Raw genomic sequence first — 14,421 nt, 5'->3', positions numbered from 1 at the left:
CCATTGAATTTATGTGAGCAGCCCGCGTTGGGCCAGATTTCGCATGAGTGCCGCCGTGCCAAATGTCCAGGGCGGGCAACGTGTTGATAAGTTCACCGAGTTGCGCAATTCGCCCAGCGCCGCTTCACGAATACGCACGTCGTCACCCAGGTGATGGGTGAAGCCCTGGCCGGGTGCATCACGGTCCTGAACCGGTGCAAACAGGGTTCCCAAAAACAGCAGGAACCCGTCCGGGTATTGATGATGCGACCCGACCGTTTGAGCGACGATCGACGCCGGATCGCGACTGATTTTAGCCATCGACGAGGCGCCCTCGAGCACGAAACCGTCGTCTCCGCTGACCGTCAAACTCAGCTCAGCCGCGCGCACCCTGTCGAGGCTGTAGTCGCCATCAAACAAGCGCACAAAGGGCCCCAGCGCACAGCTGGCGTTGTTGTCTTTAGCTTTACCCAACAACAGCGCGGAGCGGCCTTCAACGTCGCGCAAATTAACGTCATTGCCCAAGGTCGCACCGACAATGACGCCGCCGCCATTGATCACCAGCACGATTTCCGGCTCGGGGTTGTTCCACGACGAGATCGGGTGCAACCCGACCTCGGCGCCGAACCCAACCGCCGCCATGGGCTGGCATTTGGTAAACACTTCCGCGTCCGGACCAATCCCAACTTCCAAGTACTGAGACCACAGCCCCTCGCTTTTCAGGACCGCCTTGACCCGTTCGGCGTCCGCCGAACCCGGTTCGATCCCGGACAAACTGTCGCCAATAATGCGGGTGACTTTTTCGCGGATGGCCTCGGCGCGATCCGGGTCCCCCGCCGCCTGCTCTTCAATCACGCGTTCGACCATGCTGTCGGCAAAGGTCACACCGGAGGCTTTGATCGCTTGTAAATCCGCCGGCGCCAACAGCCGCAGATCGTCCGCACCCGCGTTCAGCGAGGCCTGCGCCAGCGTCGCCAAATCGGTGACCACGCGGCCGGGTAAGGCGCGGGCCACCAAAACGCAGTCCGGTGCGTCGAACAAGGCCTGTGCGGTTGGGTAATCGGCACAGGTGATATCGACCACCTGATCACCGTCCACGCGCACCAGCGCAGGGCCCTGACCGGGAAGCCAGATACGACCGATCAAGGTCGCGCCGGGCGTGGGGTTTGAATACGGCAACATAACGAGCTCCTAGCGACCCCAGTTCAAGACCAGGGGATCCAATGGCGTCAACAACTCGAGCAGCATGGCTCGGGTGGCTGGGTGAAGCGGCGCGATTGGATGACGGCAAAAATCGGATTGAATGACGCCACCGGCCATCATCGCGGCCTTGGCCGAGCGAAAACCGCACTGACGGTTTTCATGGTTAACCACCGGCAATACCCGTGCGTACTGGGCAATCGCGGCGTCACGGCGGCCGGCGGCAAAGTCGCGCACGATCGGACCGATCAAATCGGGGATCATGGCCGAGGTCATAGTCCCAGTGGCCCCCGCGTCCAAGTCCGCCAGCAGCGTGATCGCTTCCTCGCCATCGAAGGGCCCCTCAATCGCGGCGCCACCCTGTTCAATCAGGGCGCGCAATTTGGCCGCGGCCTGTGGGCACTCGATTTTGAACAGTTTCAGCATCTCAATTTTTTGCGCCATCTCGACCAGCAGCGGCACCGGCAAATCGACCCCCGACAAAGGCGCGTCTTGGAGCATGATCGGAATGCCGACCTCGCCGACCGCTTGGAACTGCTCAAAGGTCTGGGCCGCCGAGCCTTTCATCAAGGCGCCGTGGTAGGGCGGCATCATCATCACGATGTCCGCGCCCAGGTCCTTGGCCAAGCGCGCACGCTCGACCACGATCGGGGTCGCATAGTGGCTGATGGTGACAATCACCGGCACACGCCCGGCGACATGTTTAAGGCACAGCCGCGTCAGCTGTTCGCGCTCGGCGTCGGTAATCAAAAACTGTTCCGAGAAATTGGCCAAGATGCAGATGCCATCGACGCCTTGGTCGATCATCAAGTCCAAAACCCGACGCATGCCAGGTAGATCAAGGGCTCCGTTATCAGTAAACGGCGTTGGGGCGACCGGCCAAATCCCCGAATAGCGTGGATAATTCATTGCATTGTCTCGATGGTCGGCCCGCAAGCGCCGATTATTATGTGTGCCCAATACCTGCGCTTGAGCATTGCCATTAAAATGGTATACCGTTTGCTAAATGTCAAACTGATTGACACTGCACACACCGGAGCGCACTCAATGACACACCCCACCATCGGATTCGTCGGCGTCGGCTTTATGGGCCACGGCATGGCAAAAAATATTCTGGCCCGGGGCTACCCCCTGTGGATCAAGGGCAACCGCAACCGCACACCAATCGACAGCTTGCTCGGACTGGGGGCCCAGGAAGCCGGCAGCCTGCGCCAGATGGCCGAGCACTGCGACATCATTCACCTGTGCCTGTCCAACTCAGCCCAAGTCAGCGACGCGATACTGGGACCGGATGGGCTATTAAGCGCCCAGCGCCGAGGCCTGATCGTCATCGACACCTCGACCTCGGACCCGGCGGTGACCTTGAAGTTAGCCGCGGACATGAGCGCTCAGGGCTGCACCCTGGTCGATGCACCACTGGGGCGCACGCCCAAAGAGGCCGAGGCCGGCGAATTGGATGCCATGGTCGGATGCCCCGCGGAGCTATTCGATACGATCAAACCGGTGATTGATTGCTGGGCCGGCACCATCACGCGCATTGGCGATACGGGCAGTGGTCACCAAATGAAACTGCTGATGAACTTTTTAGGTGCCAGCTACGCCGCCCTGTACTCCGAAGCGGTGTCACTGGCGTCAAGCGTCGGCCTGAGTCCGCACACCTTTCGCGAGGTGATCGGCCCGAGCCGCCTGGGATCTGGGTTTTTTAATACCTTTATGCAGTACGTCTGTGAACGTGATCGCGACGCCCACAAATTTTCCATCAACAACATGGCCAAGGACATCGGCTACGTCAATGACATGGCCTGTGATGCCGGCGTCATGAACGTCATGTCGTCCGCCGCACGGCATTACTACACCCACGCGCTGGCCCAGGGTGCGGGCGAAGATTTCGTGCCCCAGCTGTGCGATCACGTCGGCCGCCTAAACGGCTTGGATATCGATGCGGTGGTGCGCAAGACGCGCTAGTTAGTAGGTCGCCCGGCCACCGGACAGGTCAAACACTGCACCGGTGGTAAAGGAGTTTTCCGGGCTGACCAGCCAGGCCACCATGGCCGACACCTCGTCGACTTCCAGAAACCGATTGCGCGGGATTTTCGACAGCATGTATTGAATAAATTCGTCCGACATCTGCTCGAAAATGGGCGTACGCGCGGCCGCCGGTGTGATGCAGTTGACCGCGACATTATGCCCGGCTAACTCTTTGCCCAGTGATTTGGTCAGGCCAATGACGCCCGCCTTTGAGGCGCTGTAGGCGCCCGCTTGGGGGTTGCCTTCCTTGCCGGCGATCGACGCGATATTGACGATCCGGCCGTAATTGCGCGCGCGCATGCCGGCGACCACCACCTTGTTGGTGAAAAACGTGCCCATCAAATTAATCTGCATGACCCGTTCAAAGTCGGCCACCGGATAGTCCTCGACGCTGGCGTTAGGGCCTGCGATACCGGCGCTATTGACCAGTATATCGATGCCGCCCCATTCACCGTCCGTATCGGCCTGGGCCTGCTGGACCGACTCAAAACGGCTGACATCGCACACCACCCCACGGCAGTCACCCAGTTGACGCAATTCAGCCGCCGCGGCGTTGACTCGGTCGTCATTCAGGTCCCACAACGCGACTCGACAGCCGTTAGCCAGCAAGCGCCCCGCTACGGCGTAGCCAATACCCTGGGCACCGCCGGTGACGACCGCCCGCTGTCCCTGCAATGCATACTGATTATTCGTGCTCATACCGGCTCCGTGCTATCAGGTGGGTGCGTGCATCGAGCGATGCGCCGCGTGTAATTTGTCCCAATCAAAGGTCACACCGATCCCAGCCTCGTTCGGGGCCACCGCTAGGTGTTGCTCGATCACCAACGGCCGCATGGTGTACTGATCGATCGGAAAACTGTGCACTTCCATCCAACCGGCATTCGGCCGCGCCGCCATCAAACTGACGTGCAGCTCTTGCATGCCGTGGCTACAGACTGGCAAACCGTGACGCTCGCTGAGTTTTGCGACCTGAAGCCACCCGGTAATACCACCGCAGTTCGAGGCGTCCGGCTGTATGAAACTCAGGCGGGCCTGGGCAAAGGCGTATTCAAATTCATGCAGGGTGTGCAGGTTTTCGCCCATCGCCAGTGGCATGCCGGTTTGCTCGGCAATGCGTGCGAAGCCCACGTAATCATCCGGAATGGTGGGCTCTTCGAACCACAATAAATCATAGGGCTTAAAGGCGTTGGCCGCGTCGATCGCCTCGGCCACGCTCATCGAATAGTTGGCATCGACCATCAGCTTGCGCGCCGGTCCAATCAATTCACGCACCGCCGCCACGCGCTCGACGTCCGCCGCCAGGGTTGGCTGGCCGACTTTGATTTTGACGCCGTTCATGCCGGCGTCCAGGTAACTTTGGATCGAGCGCAGCAACTTCGGTAACGGAAAGCCCAAATCAATCCCCCCTCCGTAGGCCCGGCAGCGATCACCGGCGCCCCCGGCGACCTGCCACAGCGGTTGTCCCAGCGCCTTGCAACGCAGGTCCCACAGCGCGACGTCGATCGCGGAAATCGCAAAGGACGCAACCCCGCCGCGGCCGACATAATGAATGTGCCACTGCATGGCGTCGTATAACGCCTCGACATCATCCGCCGGTTGCCCGAGCAATAGCCCGGTCAGGTCATGTTCGATCATCGCGGCGATCGCGCGCCCACCCTTGCCACCGGTGTAGGTGTAACCGGTGCCATCGCGGCCGTCACTCAGCTTTACGGTGACGGTGGCCAGCTCGAAATGGGTATGATCACCGTGCTTCGCATCGACCAATACTTCAGCCAGCGGCACATCGAAGACCTGGGTGGTGAGGGCGGTAATTATCGCGGTCATTGGCGTTACTCCCGGGTTAGTGCGTGGGTCAGTCCCAGACGGCCCCACCGCTGGATAATAAGTCTTCGACCACGGGCAAATTGCCCAGTCCATCCGCGACCTTGGCGTCCATCTCGGCCTCGGCTTCGCGGATCGCATCCAGTTGCGCAATGATCTCGTCGATGCGCGCAAAAGGCACCGTCACCACGCCGTCGGCATCGGCCACCACCAGATCGCCGGAGTTGACCTGGCGACCGCCAATTTGGGCGCCGAACCCCGCCGTTCCAGGGCCTTTGGCAAAGGGAGAATTGGGGCTGAGCCCGGTGCACCACAGCGGCAAATCAACCTGCATTAGGCCGGCGTAATCGCGCACCACCCCATCGGTCACCAGCGCCCGCGCGCCGCGATTTTTGAGCATGCCACAAACCAGATCACCGACCGCAGCACAGCCTTGATGACCGTGCACCGCCGCTACCAACACATCACCCGGCTGGATTAGGTGCAAGCCACCCAAGGTCGCCAGCAAATCGGCCGGACCGTTATCCGCCACCACCGCTGGGCCAACCACATGAACCGCGTCTGCCCGCGCAACCAGCGGCCTAATCGACCGGTCCAGTGCCCCCTGCCCGCCCAAGGCATCGCATACAAAACCCGTGGGCACGCCTTCGAAGGCTTGAATTTGACGGGCCGTCGGTCGCGCTATGGACCGGCACAGTTTTAATACGGGGGGTTCTTCTAACATCGCGTCGCGTCCTCGCTTAATTCAACACATATTGCAGGGTATACAAGGTCCCCATGCCCAGCACAATCGCCCACACCACGCCGAAACGCAGCCCCGCTAGCAGCGCCGCCAGTGCGGCGACAAATCGCACGGGATCGAACACTCCGTCGGTCGCCGGCGGCCACACCACCAGGGGCACCACCAGCGCCGGAAACACCGCAGTGCCGACGTATTTCAGGTGCAGCCGGGCCCAGTCAGGGATAGGCCGGGCACCCCAAAATCCGAGAAACGAAAAGCGGATCAAAAAGGTGCCGAGGCCCAACGTCAGCGTGACCAGCCAAAACGTGGATGACTCAATCATGGGCAACCCGCGCCTGGCGATTGACCCACAACTCGGCCTGAGCGCCGACCACAATGCCGACACTGGCGCCGACGATCAGGCCCAACGACCAGGGCAAAAAGGCAAACACCAAGGCTGAAACAGCTGCCGCCAAGGCCGCCAGCACGTGTGATAACGATTGCAGCAACGGCGCGGTCAAGGCGATGAAGCAAATCGGCACCGCAAATTCGAGTGACCACGACGCCGGAATGGCGGTGCCCGCCCAGGCACCGATAAAGGTAAAGAAGTACCAAAAAGGACCGATCATGCTCATGCAGCCGAAATAGTAGGCAACGCGGGTGCTTGGCCCCATCTGTGGATCCGCTTCGTAGGCACGCACGGCGACCGCATAAGCCTGGTCGACCATCAAATACGACATCAACGCACGCAGCCGCATCGAGGCATGGCCGAGGTAGGGCACCAAGGCCGCCGAATACATCGCCATGCGCAAATTAACCGCCAACGATGCCAACAGCACGATGAACACCGGCGCCTGGTCTTGCAACAGCGCCAGCGCGGTAAATTGCGAGACGCCCGCGATCACCAGCACCGACATCGACATCGTTTCAAACAGATTCAGACCGGCATCGGTGGCCACGACACCAAACAGCAACGAATACGGAATAACGATCACAACAAAGGGCGAACAGTCCACGCAGCCACGCCAAAATCCGCTCCAGGGGTGTTTCAGGTTCATCGCGCGCCTTTTATTGTGTTCTGCGAATTATTTGGTATACCATTCTACTCCTCCGGAAGCGTAGCATAAAATAAATTTAATCAGGAGCCGCTCCATGTCCGATACCAAAGCCAACAAACGATTTCGCTCACAAGAATGGTTTGATAATCCCAACAACCCGGGCATGACGGCTTTGTATGTCGAGCGCTACCAAAATCAGACCTTTACCCGCGATGAGCTGCAAAGCGGCAAGCCGGTGATTGGCATTGCCCAAACCGGCAGCGACCTGTCACCGTGCAACAAAATTCACGTGTACCTGATGGATCGCATCAAAGACGGCATCCGCGAGGCCGGCGGCATTCCGATGGAATTCCCGGTTCATCCGATCCAAGAAACCGGCAAGCGACCGACCGCCGCGCTGGATCGCAACCTAACCTATCTGGGGTTGGTTGAAGTGCTGCACGGTTACCCAATTGACGGTGTGGTGCTGACCACGGGCTGTGACAAGACCACCCCGGCGATGTTGATGGGTGCCGCCACCGTCGACTTGCCGGCGATCGCATTAAATGGTGGTCCGATGCTGGATGGCTGGTGGAAAGGCGAACGCTCCGGGTCCGGCATGATTGTGTGGGAAAGCCGACGCTTACTGGCCGCTGGCGAAATTGATTTTGACGAGTTCATGTCGCGGGTGTGCTCATCCGCGCCATCGCTGGGTCACTGCAACACCATGGGCACCGCCAGCACCATGAACGCCATGGCCGAGGCCTTGGGCATGAGCCTGTCCGGCAACTCGGCGATTCCGGCGCCCTACCGCGAGCGCATGGGCATGGCCTACCTGACCGGCAAACGCATCGTCGAAATGGTCCATGAAGATCTGAAACCGTCCGACATCATGACCCGCGAAGCCTTCGAAAACGCGATTGTGGTCAACACCGCCATTGGCGGCTCGACCAATGCGCCGCCGCACCTGCAAGCCGTGGCTCGCCACATCGGTGTTGACCTGGAGGTCAAAGACTGGGAAACGATCGGCTTTGACGTGCCGCTGATGGTCAACATGCAACCGGCCGGTAAATTCCTGGGTGAAAGCTTTTTCCGTGCCGGCGGCGTGCCCGCAGTGATGGGCGAGCTGGCCAAGGCCGGGCGGATCCATATGGACACGCGCACCGCAACGGGCAAAACCACCGGCGAAAACATTGCCGGCATGCAAAGCGAAGACCTAATGGTGATCACCTCGTACGATCAGCCGCTGCGTCACGATGCGGGCTTTAAGGTGCTGTCGGGCAACCTGTTTGACTCGGCACTGATGAAAACCAGCGTCATTTCCGAAGACTTCCAACAGCGCTTTTTATCCCAACCCGGAAACGAGGGTATCTTTGAAGCCCGCGCGGTCATGTTCGAAGGCCCCGAGGACTACCACGACCGGATCAACGACCCGTCCCTGAACATCGATGACAAGACGATACTGTTTATCCGCGGCGTGGGCTGTGTCGGGTACCCAGGGTCGGCCGAAGTGGTCAACATGCAACCGCCCGATGACATGATTCGCCAGGGCATTTACCACCTGCCCACGGTCGGCGATGGGCGCCAATCCGGCACTTCCGAAAGCCCATCAATTCTGAACGCGAGCCCGGAAAGCGTGGTTGGCGGCGGCTTGGCGCACCTTCAAACCGGCGACCGCGTGCGCCTGGATTTGAACGCATCGACGCTGATGGCCTTGGTCGACGCCGACGAATGGCAAGCCCGAATTGACGCCTGGGAGCCGCCGCAGCTGGTTCATCAAACGCCCTGGCAAGAAATCTACCGCAACCACGTCGGCCAGCTGTCCAACGGCGGTTGCTTGGAACTGGCCACCGCCTACCAAAAAATTCGACATCAACTGCCACGGGATAACCACTGATGAGCACAGACACTCAAACCATCATCATTACCGGCGCCGGCTCCGGCGTCGGGCGCGCCACCGCGCACCGTTTCTTGGCCGCCGGCTGGCGGGTTGGACTGGTCGGGCGGCGCGAACAGGCGCTGGTCGAGACCGCCGACGGTCACCCAAATGCCCGCGTCATGGCCTGCGATGTTAGTGATGAAGCCGACGTTGACCGCGTCTTCGCAGCCGCGGCCGCCGACTGGGGGCGACTGGATGCGCTGTTCAACAACGCCGGTGTCACCGTTAAAGGTAAGCCGATTAACGAAGTCTCGGTGGCGGACTGGCGTTCGCTGATCGACATCAACGTCACTGGGGCCTTTATCTGTGCCCGGGCGGCCTTTGGGCTGATGCGCGAACAAACGCCCCAGGGCGGGCGCATCATCAACAACGGTTCGGTCTCGGCCCACGTGCCGCGCTGGGGATCGGTCGCCTACACCACGTCCAAACACGCGGTCACCGGCCTAACCCGTTCGATCAGCCTGGATGGTCGCCCGTTTTCCATCGCCTGCAGCCAAATCGACATCGGCAATGCCCTCACCGATATGGCCCAATCGATGACCACGGGCATGCCCCAAGCCGACGGACGGATCGAAATCGAACCGGTCATGGACGTCAAACACGTCGCCGACAGCGTGCTGAATATGGCCCAGTTGCCGCTCGGTGTGAACGTGCAGTTCATGACCGTAATGGCCACCAACATGCCTTACATCGGGCGCGGCTAAGCGTGCTGCTACAGGGCTTGGTCATGGGTGTGTGCGGTACTTTGTTGCTGGACGCCTGGGGTTATCTGCTCGAAAAAGCCGGCATCGCGGACCGCCCGAATTGGGCTCGGGTCGGGCGCTGGGTGTCGCACTTAGGCACTCGGGTGTTTCACGACGACATTGGCGACGCCCCGCCGCACCGGCACGAGTTGGCGATCGGGTGGGCGTTTCACTATGCCGTCGGCTTGGCCTTTGGACTGATCTTTGCACTGCTGGTCGGGCCGGCCTGGTTTGCCCAACCGACCTTCCCCGTGCTGTGGCTGTATGCCCTAGTCACCATTGCCGGTGGCTGGTTTTTACTGCAGCCCGGCATGGGCCTGGGCTGGGCCCTTGGCCGCACGCCACGTCCATGGAAAGGACGCGCACTGGGGTTAATCGGCCACACGGTATTCGGTGTCGGTATGTACCTGCCGGTGGTGCTGGTTTAGTGACCCGGGCGCGGCCTGAATTCAAGACCGGCGGGACCGACCCAATAACAGTCCATGGCGGCGTCATGGGCCGCATCGACACCGACCTGAGTGTCCTCGAAGACCACGCAGCGGCGTGGCTCGACGCCCATGGTAACGGCGGCTGAATGAAAGGTCTCACCGTCCGGTTTACCGCGCGCGACGTCGCTGGAGGTGACCAGTGCGGACAGTCGATCCAGCACTCCAACGCGGGCCAAGATCAATTCTGCGCACGGACGAATGGCGCCGGTACCCACCGCAATCGGCACGCGCCCTTCGTAGTGCTGAAACACGCGATAGGTCGGATCGATCAAGTCCGGGTGGTGATCCAGCGCCAGCCAGGCCTGGTACTTGGCCTCGGCAATCGCCCGTGGGCAATGATCAACCGCGTCGCGCGCCAGCATTTTCTCGGCGATGCCCCAGGACGGCATGCCACTGAGGGCATGAATAAAATCGCCATCGAAGTGCAGTCCAAAACGCCCACAGACCTGTTGCCAGGCGTCAAGATGCCCGCCAACCGAGTCGACCAAGGTACCGTCCATATCGAAAATAATGCCGGCGTAGGCATCCAAATTGAGCATGCGAATCTCCTGTATGCATCATCCTTTCACGAACGCGCGCACGACAGCAACCGCCAGGAGTGGCCATGACCGCAGCCCTGTTTTCCTCGTTACCCGGATCGATCATCGTGATCGGTGAAGTCATGTCCGAGTTAATCGTCGGCGACGCCGGCCAGGCCCAATTGTCGGTCGCCGGCGACACCTACAATACCGCGGTGTATCTAAAGCGTTGCCTACCCAGCACCGTGCAGGTGCGCTACCTGAGCGCGGTCGGCCGCGATGCGTTTTCACAACAGATGATCGACCAAGCCCAGCAGCACGGCCTGGACACCGACTTGATCGTCCGCCACGCCGACAAAGGCGCCGGACTGTACGCCATCCAAACCGATCAACAGGGCGAGCGCAGCTTCACCTACTGGCGCTCCGACTCGGCCGCGAAAACACTGTTTTCATTCCCCGACTGGCCGCCGTACAGCGCCCTAAGCGGCGCATCGGTCGTGGTCCTGTCCGGCATTTCCTTGGCCATTTTGTCCGAACCTGGCCGCGCGCGGCTGTTTCAGTACCTGGATGATTTTCGCGCCGCCGGCGGCATAACCGTGTACGACAGCAATTACCGGCCGCAGCTGTGGGATAGCCGCGAGCAGGCGCAAACCGCCCATCATCAAATGTGGCTGCGGACCGACATCGCCCTGCCCTCGGTTGACGACGAAATGGCGCTGCACGCGGACGCGGATGAAACCGCGGTGCGCCAGCGTCTGGCCCAATACACATTCCGCGCCGGCGCCCTAAAGCGCGGCGCTGAGGGTCCGCTTGATCTGGTCAGTGGTGCGCCTCTGGCCGATCTTGGGCCCAGTGTCCGGGCGATTGATACGACCGCCGCCGGTGACAGCTTCAACGCCGGCTACCTGGCTGCGTTAATGGGCGGACAGGACACCCAACACTGCCTAGGCCGTGGCCATGCGCTGGCCGCCCAGGTCATCCAGCAGCGCGGCGCTATTGTGACCACGCATTAAGGCTGCTGGATTCGGATCGCATGGGCGAGCAAGTAGGCCTGAATCGCCGACTCGTGGGCCGTGCCCTCGGCCTGGACCCAGTCAATAAACGCTCGCAGCAGCCTGCGATTGGCGTGCCCGGGTGGACAGACCGCCCAGTAGGCTGGAAATCGCAGCGCGCCCTGCTCTGGGGCCCAGGGAACCAAGCGCGCATCGGACAACTCGTCCCATGCCAAGGTCGCCGACTCTAACACCACGCCGACTCCGTTGACGGCCTGCTGGATGGCCATGGATGAGCGTTCAAAACGCAGCGCGCCATAATCCCCCGTCGGCGTCATGGACTGCTCGGCCCACCACCGATCCCACTGAATAGCCGCCTGGGTGCTGTCGATATAGCGTGCCTCGTCGACCGCGGTGCGGGCCAGGTAGTCGGGGCTGCACATGGGGAAAACCGAGTCTTGAATCACGCATTGGTTGACCAGGCCAGGCCACTGCCCGTGGCCGTAGCGCAGGTCCAAATCCACCACTTCACGGTCAAAGTTAGTCGGGTCAGCGGTCGCGTCAATGCGCAAATCCCAGTCCGGGTGGGCGTCAATAAAGCCGACCAATCGCTGACCCAGCCAGCGCACACCAAAGCTGGGGCTGACCCGAGCGATCAGTTGTTGGCGCTCGCGCTGACGGGTAATACGTCGGCGGGCGGCATCCAAGGTGGTAAACGCCGAGGATGCTGCGGTGAACATCTGTTCACCCTCCAGCGTCAGGCTCAGCTCGCGTTTGTCGCGGCGAAACAGCGCCACCCCAAGCAGATTCTCCAACAGTTTAATTTGCTGGCTGACCGCGGACGGCGACACCCCCAGCTGTTCGGCGGCTTTGGCGACGCGGCCGGTACGCGCGACCGATTCGAAATAGACCATGGCATTCAAACTGGGATCGCGCGACATGCGGACTCGTTACCTCCGAGGAAAAATACGCCGACGCCATTAGTGAAGCCCAGCTAAACATTAAGTTAATAGATTCGCATTGAAAATGCGCCGAATGCGGCCAAAAATCAACGCCTAACAAAAACAACGAGAGCGCCTATGTCTGCTGACCTTCCGGCTCTGGCCCGACACGCCTGGGGCATTCGTCACCACGCCGTGCGCATGGGCGCGGTCCAAAAACAAGGCTATGTCGGTCAAGCCCTCGGCGTCGCCGACGTGCTGGCAGTGGCCTATTTTCACGCCATGGACATGCACGCCGATGACCCGGAATGGGAAGGGCGCGACCGGTTTTTGCTGTCGATCGGCCACTACGCAATCGCGTTGTACGCGGCACTGATCGAAAAAGGCGTGATCCCGGCGCTTGAACTGGAAACCTACGGCACGGACGACAGCCGGTTGCCGATGTCGGGCATGGCCTCGTATACCCCGGGCATGGAAATCACCGGTGGCTCGCTTGGACAGGGGCTGGGCATCGGCGTCGGCATGGCGCTGGGGCTTAAACGCAAGCGCTCGGAGTGTTTCATTTACAACCTGATGTCCGATGGCGAACTGGGCGAAGGCTCAACCTGGGAGGCGGCGATGTCAGCCGCCCACCACGCCCTGGACAACCTGATCTGCCTGGTTGATTTTAACAACCAACAGGCCGACGGATGCTCACGCCAGGTGCTGTCATCGGAACCGGTCGACCAAAAGTTCGAGGCCTTTGGCTGGTACACCCAACGCGTCGATGGCAACGACCTGAACGCCCTGGTCGAGGCATTTGACCGCGCCCGCCATCACCCCGAGCCGGTGCCGCGGGCCATCATTTGCGACACCACCATGTGTAAAGGGGTGCCGTTTTTGGAAGCCCGCGAGATCGCGCACTTTGTTCGGGTCGACGAACAGGAGTGGGCGCTCGCCTTGGACATACTGCAACAGGGGAAGCCGCAATGAGCCTTAGCCGTCGCCGTTCAAAGTGGCTGGCTCGCACGCCAGTCGATGCCGCCGAGCGCCAATTAACGTCGGCAATGATTGCGTCATTAGGCGCCGAGGGCCTGCCCACCGTCAGCGCACCCTTTGGCCACGCGCTGGTCGAAATCGCGCACCAACGTGACGATGTCGTGGGGCTGACTGCGGACCTGGGCAAGTACACCGACCTGCACGTTTTTGCCGAGGCCTTCCCCGAACGCTTTTATCAAATGGGCATGGCCGAACAGGTCATGTTCAGCGCCGCCGCGGGACTGGCCAAAGAGGGATTGACGCCCTTTGCGACCACCTACGCGGTGTTTGCCGCCCGCCGCGCCTACGACTTTATTGCCATGGCCATCGCCGAGGACAACCTGGACGTCAAAATGGTCTGTGCCTTGCCCGGTTTAACCACCGGGTATGGCCCCAGCCACCAGGCCACCGAGGACCTGGCGATCTTTCGTGGTCTGCCCAACCTGACCATCGTCGATCCCTGCGACGCCCTGGAAATCCATCAAGCCACGCACGCCATCGCGGCCCATAAAGGGCCGGTTTATATGCGGCTGTTGCGCGGTCAGGTGCCCAGCATCTTGGATCAATACGACTACCAATTTGAGTTGGGCAAAGCGCAATTGCTCGAAGACGGGGCGGAAGTGCTGTTCGTGTCATCCGGGTTCATGACCATGCGCACGATCGAAGCCATGCGGTTGCTACGGGTCGACGGCATCCATTGCGGCGTGTTGCATTGCCCGACCATTAAGCCGCTGGACGTGGCCACCCTAGTCAAGCACTGCGCCAAGCCCGGGCGTTTGGTGGTGACCGCTGAAAACCACAGCGTCATCGGCGGCCTCGGCGAGTCAGTCGCCAGCGCCCTGTTACAAAACGGCGTCACCCCCGCGTTTCGCATGATCGGACTGCCGGATGAATTTCTAGATGCCGGCGCGCTACCCGTGCTGCACGACCAATACGGCATTTCGACCGACGCCGTGGTGCGCCAGGTCAAACACTGGCTCGCCCACTAACCTAAGGA

Annotated in this window: 16 protein-coding genes; 7 read left to right on the top strand and 9 right to left on the bottom strand. The window is 60.9% G+C overall.

The features are described 5' to 3' along the window. Nucleotides 1–9 precede the first annotated feature (9 nt). The gene (locus tag GH975_RS02690; protein WP_153713036.1) at nucleotides 10–1,161 is read right to left on the bottom strand and encodes a fumarylacetoacetate hydrolase family protein; all 1,152 of its coding nucleotides are present in this window, start codon (nucleotides 1,159–1,161) and stop codon (nucleotides 10–12) included. A gap of 9 nt (nucleotides 1,162–1,170) precedes the next feature. Further along, nucleotides 1,171–2,088 (bottom strand): dihydrodipicolinate synthase family protein, encoded by a 918-nt coding sequence (locus GH975_RS02685; protein ID WP_153713035.1) that lies wholly within the window; start codon nucleotides 2,086–2,088, stop codon nucleotides 1,171–1,173. Between the two features lie 138 nt (nucleotides 2,089–2,226). On the opposite strand from GH975_RS02685, the gene GH975_RS02680 reads away from it, so the two are divergent. Further along, complete coding sequence (locus tag GH975_RS02680; RefSeq protein WP_153713034.1) at nucleotides 2,227–3,144, top strand: NAD(P)-dependent oxidoreductase; 918 nt, start codon at nucleotides 2,227–2,229, stop codon at nucleotides 3,142–3,144. Here GH975_RS02680 and GH975_RS02675 read toward each other — a convergent pair whose 3' ends face one another. Genes GH975_RS02675 through GH975_RS02655 form a run of 5 tightly spaced genes read right to left on the bottom strand, consistent with a single transcriptional unit; the run spans nucleotide 3,145 to nucleotide 6,807 of the window. Beyond that, on the bottom strand, nucleotides 3,145–3,906 hold the full coding sequence (locus GH975_RS02675; RefSeq protein WP_153713033.1) for an SDR family NAD(P)-dependent oxidoreductase: 762 nt from the start codon (nucleotides 3,904–3,906) through the stop codon (nucleotides 3,145–3,147). A 15-nt stretch (nucleotides 3,907–3,921) separates the two neighbouring features. Further along, nucleotides 3,922–5,031: a mandelate racemase/muconate lactonizing enzyme family protein gene (locus tag GH975_RS02670; protein WP_153713032.1), complete on the bottom strand. Its 1,110-nt coding sequence runs from the start codon at nucleotides 5,029–5,031 to the stop codon at nucleotides 3,922–3,924. Nucleotides 5,032–5,059: 28 nt separating this feature from the next. Continuing rightward, complete coding sequence (locus GH975_RS02665; protein WP_153713031.1) at nucleotides 5,060–5,752, bottom strand: RraA family protein; 693 nt, start codon at nucleotides 5,750–5,752, stop codon at nucleotides 5,060–5,062. Between the two features lie 16 nt (nucleotides 5,753–5,768). After that, entirely contained in the window at nucleotides 5,769–6,092 is a 324-nt protein-coding gene (locus tag GH975_RS02660) for an AzlD domain-containing protein (RefSeq protein WP_153713030.1), read from the bottom strand. Continuing rightward, the gene (locus GH975_RS02655; RefSeq protein WP_153713029.1) at nucleotides 6,085–6,807 is read right to left on the bottom strand and encodes an AzlC family ABC transporter permease; all 723 of its coding nucleotides are present in this window, start codon (nucleotides 6,805–6,807) and stop codon (nucleotides 6,085–6,087) included. Before GH975_RS02655 ends, GH975_RS02660 begins: the two co-directional genes overlap by 8 nt. A 94-nt stretch (nucleotides 6,808–6,901) precedes the next feature. On the opposite strand from GH975_RS02655, the gene GH975_RS02650 reads away from it, so the two are divergent. Genes GH975_RS02650 through GH975_RS02640 form a run of 3 tightly spaced genes read left to right on the top strand, consistent with a single transcriptional unit; the run spans nucleotide 6,902 to nucleotide 9,896 of the window. Next, a complete protein-coding gene (locus GH975_RS02650) occupies nucleotides 6,902–8,683 on the top strand; it encodes an IlvD/Edd family dehydratase (RefSeq protein ID WP_153713028.1) in 1,782 nt (593 codons plus the stop codon). Continuing rightward, a complete protein-coding gene (locus GH975_RS02645; RefSeq protein ID WP_153713027.1) occupies nucleotides 8,683–9,429 on the top strand; it encodes an SDR family oxidoreductase in 747 nt (248 codons plus the stop codon). The genes GH975_RS02650 and GH975_RS02645 overlap by 1 nt, the downstream gene beginning before the upstream one ends. A 2-nt stretch (nucleotides 9,430–9,431) precedes the next feature. Next, nucleotides 9,432–9,896: a DUF2938 domain-containing protein gene (locus GH975_RS02640; RefSeq protein ID WP_211365829.1), complete on the top strand. Its 465-nt coding sequence runs from the start codon at nucleotides 9,432–9,434 to the stop codon at nucleotides 9,894–9,896. Here GH975_RS02640 and GH975_RS02635 read toward each other — a convergent pair. Then, on the bottom strand, nucleotides 9,893–10,495 hold the full coding sequence (locus GH975_RS02635; protein ID WP_153713026.1) for an HAD family hydrolase: 603 nt from the start codon (nucleotides 10,493–10,495) through the stop codon (nucleotides 9,893–9,895). The genes GH975_RS02640 and GH975_RS02635 overlap by 4 nt on opposite strands. A 65-nt stretch (nucleotides 10,496–10,560) precedes the next feature. On the opposite strand from GH975_RS02635, the gene GH975_RS02630 reads away from it, so the two are divergent. Further along, the gene (locus GH975_RS02630; protein WP_153713025.1) at nucleotides 10,561–11,487 is read left to right on the top strand and encodes a sugar kinase; all 927 of its coding nucleotides are present in this window, start codon (nucleotides 10,561–10,563) and stop codon (nucleotides 11,485–11,487) included. Here the strand turns inward: GH975_RS02630 and GH975_RS02625 are convergent. Next, complete coding sequence (locus GH975_RS02625) at nucleotides 11,484–12,407, bottom strand: LysR family transcriptional regulator (RefSeq protein ID WP_153713024.1); 924 nt, start codon at nucleotides 12,405–12,407, stop codon at nucleotides 11,484–11,486. The two genes, GH975_RS02630 and GH975_RS02625, sit on opposite strands and share 4 nt — an antisense overlap. 138 nt (nucleotides 12,408–12,545) lie before the next feature. On the opposite strand from GH975_RS02625, the gene GH975_RS02620 reads away from it, so the two are divergent. Together GH975_RS02620 and GH975_RS02615 are read left to right on the top strand one after the other, a co-directional pair. Beyond that, complete coding sequence (locus GH975_RS02620) at nucleotides 12,546–13,379, top strand: transketolase (RefSeq protein WP_153713023.1); 834 nt, start codon at nucleotides 12,546–12,548, stop codon at nucleotides 13,377–13,379. Next, on the top strand, nucleotides 13,376–14,413 hold the full coding sequence (locus GH975_RS02615; protein ID WP_153713022.1) for a transketolase family protein: 1,038 nt from the start codon (nucleotides 13,376–13,378) through the stop codon (nucleotides 14,411–14,413). The genes GH975_RS02620 and GH975_RS02615 overlap by 4 nt, the downstream gene beginning before the upstream one ends. The last annotated feature ends 8 nt before the right edge of the window (nucleotides 14,414–14,421 follow it).

Source organism: Litorivicinus lipolyticus (assembly GCF_009650135.1).
Taxonomy (GTDB): domain Bacteria; phylum Pseudomonadota; class Gammaproteobacteria; order Pseudomonadales; family Litorivicinaceae; genus Litorivicinus; species Litorivicinus lipolyticus.
This window is presented reverse-complemented; position numbering and strand designations above follow the sequence as displayed.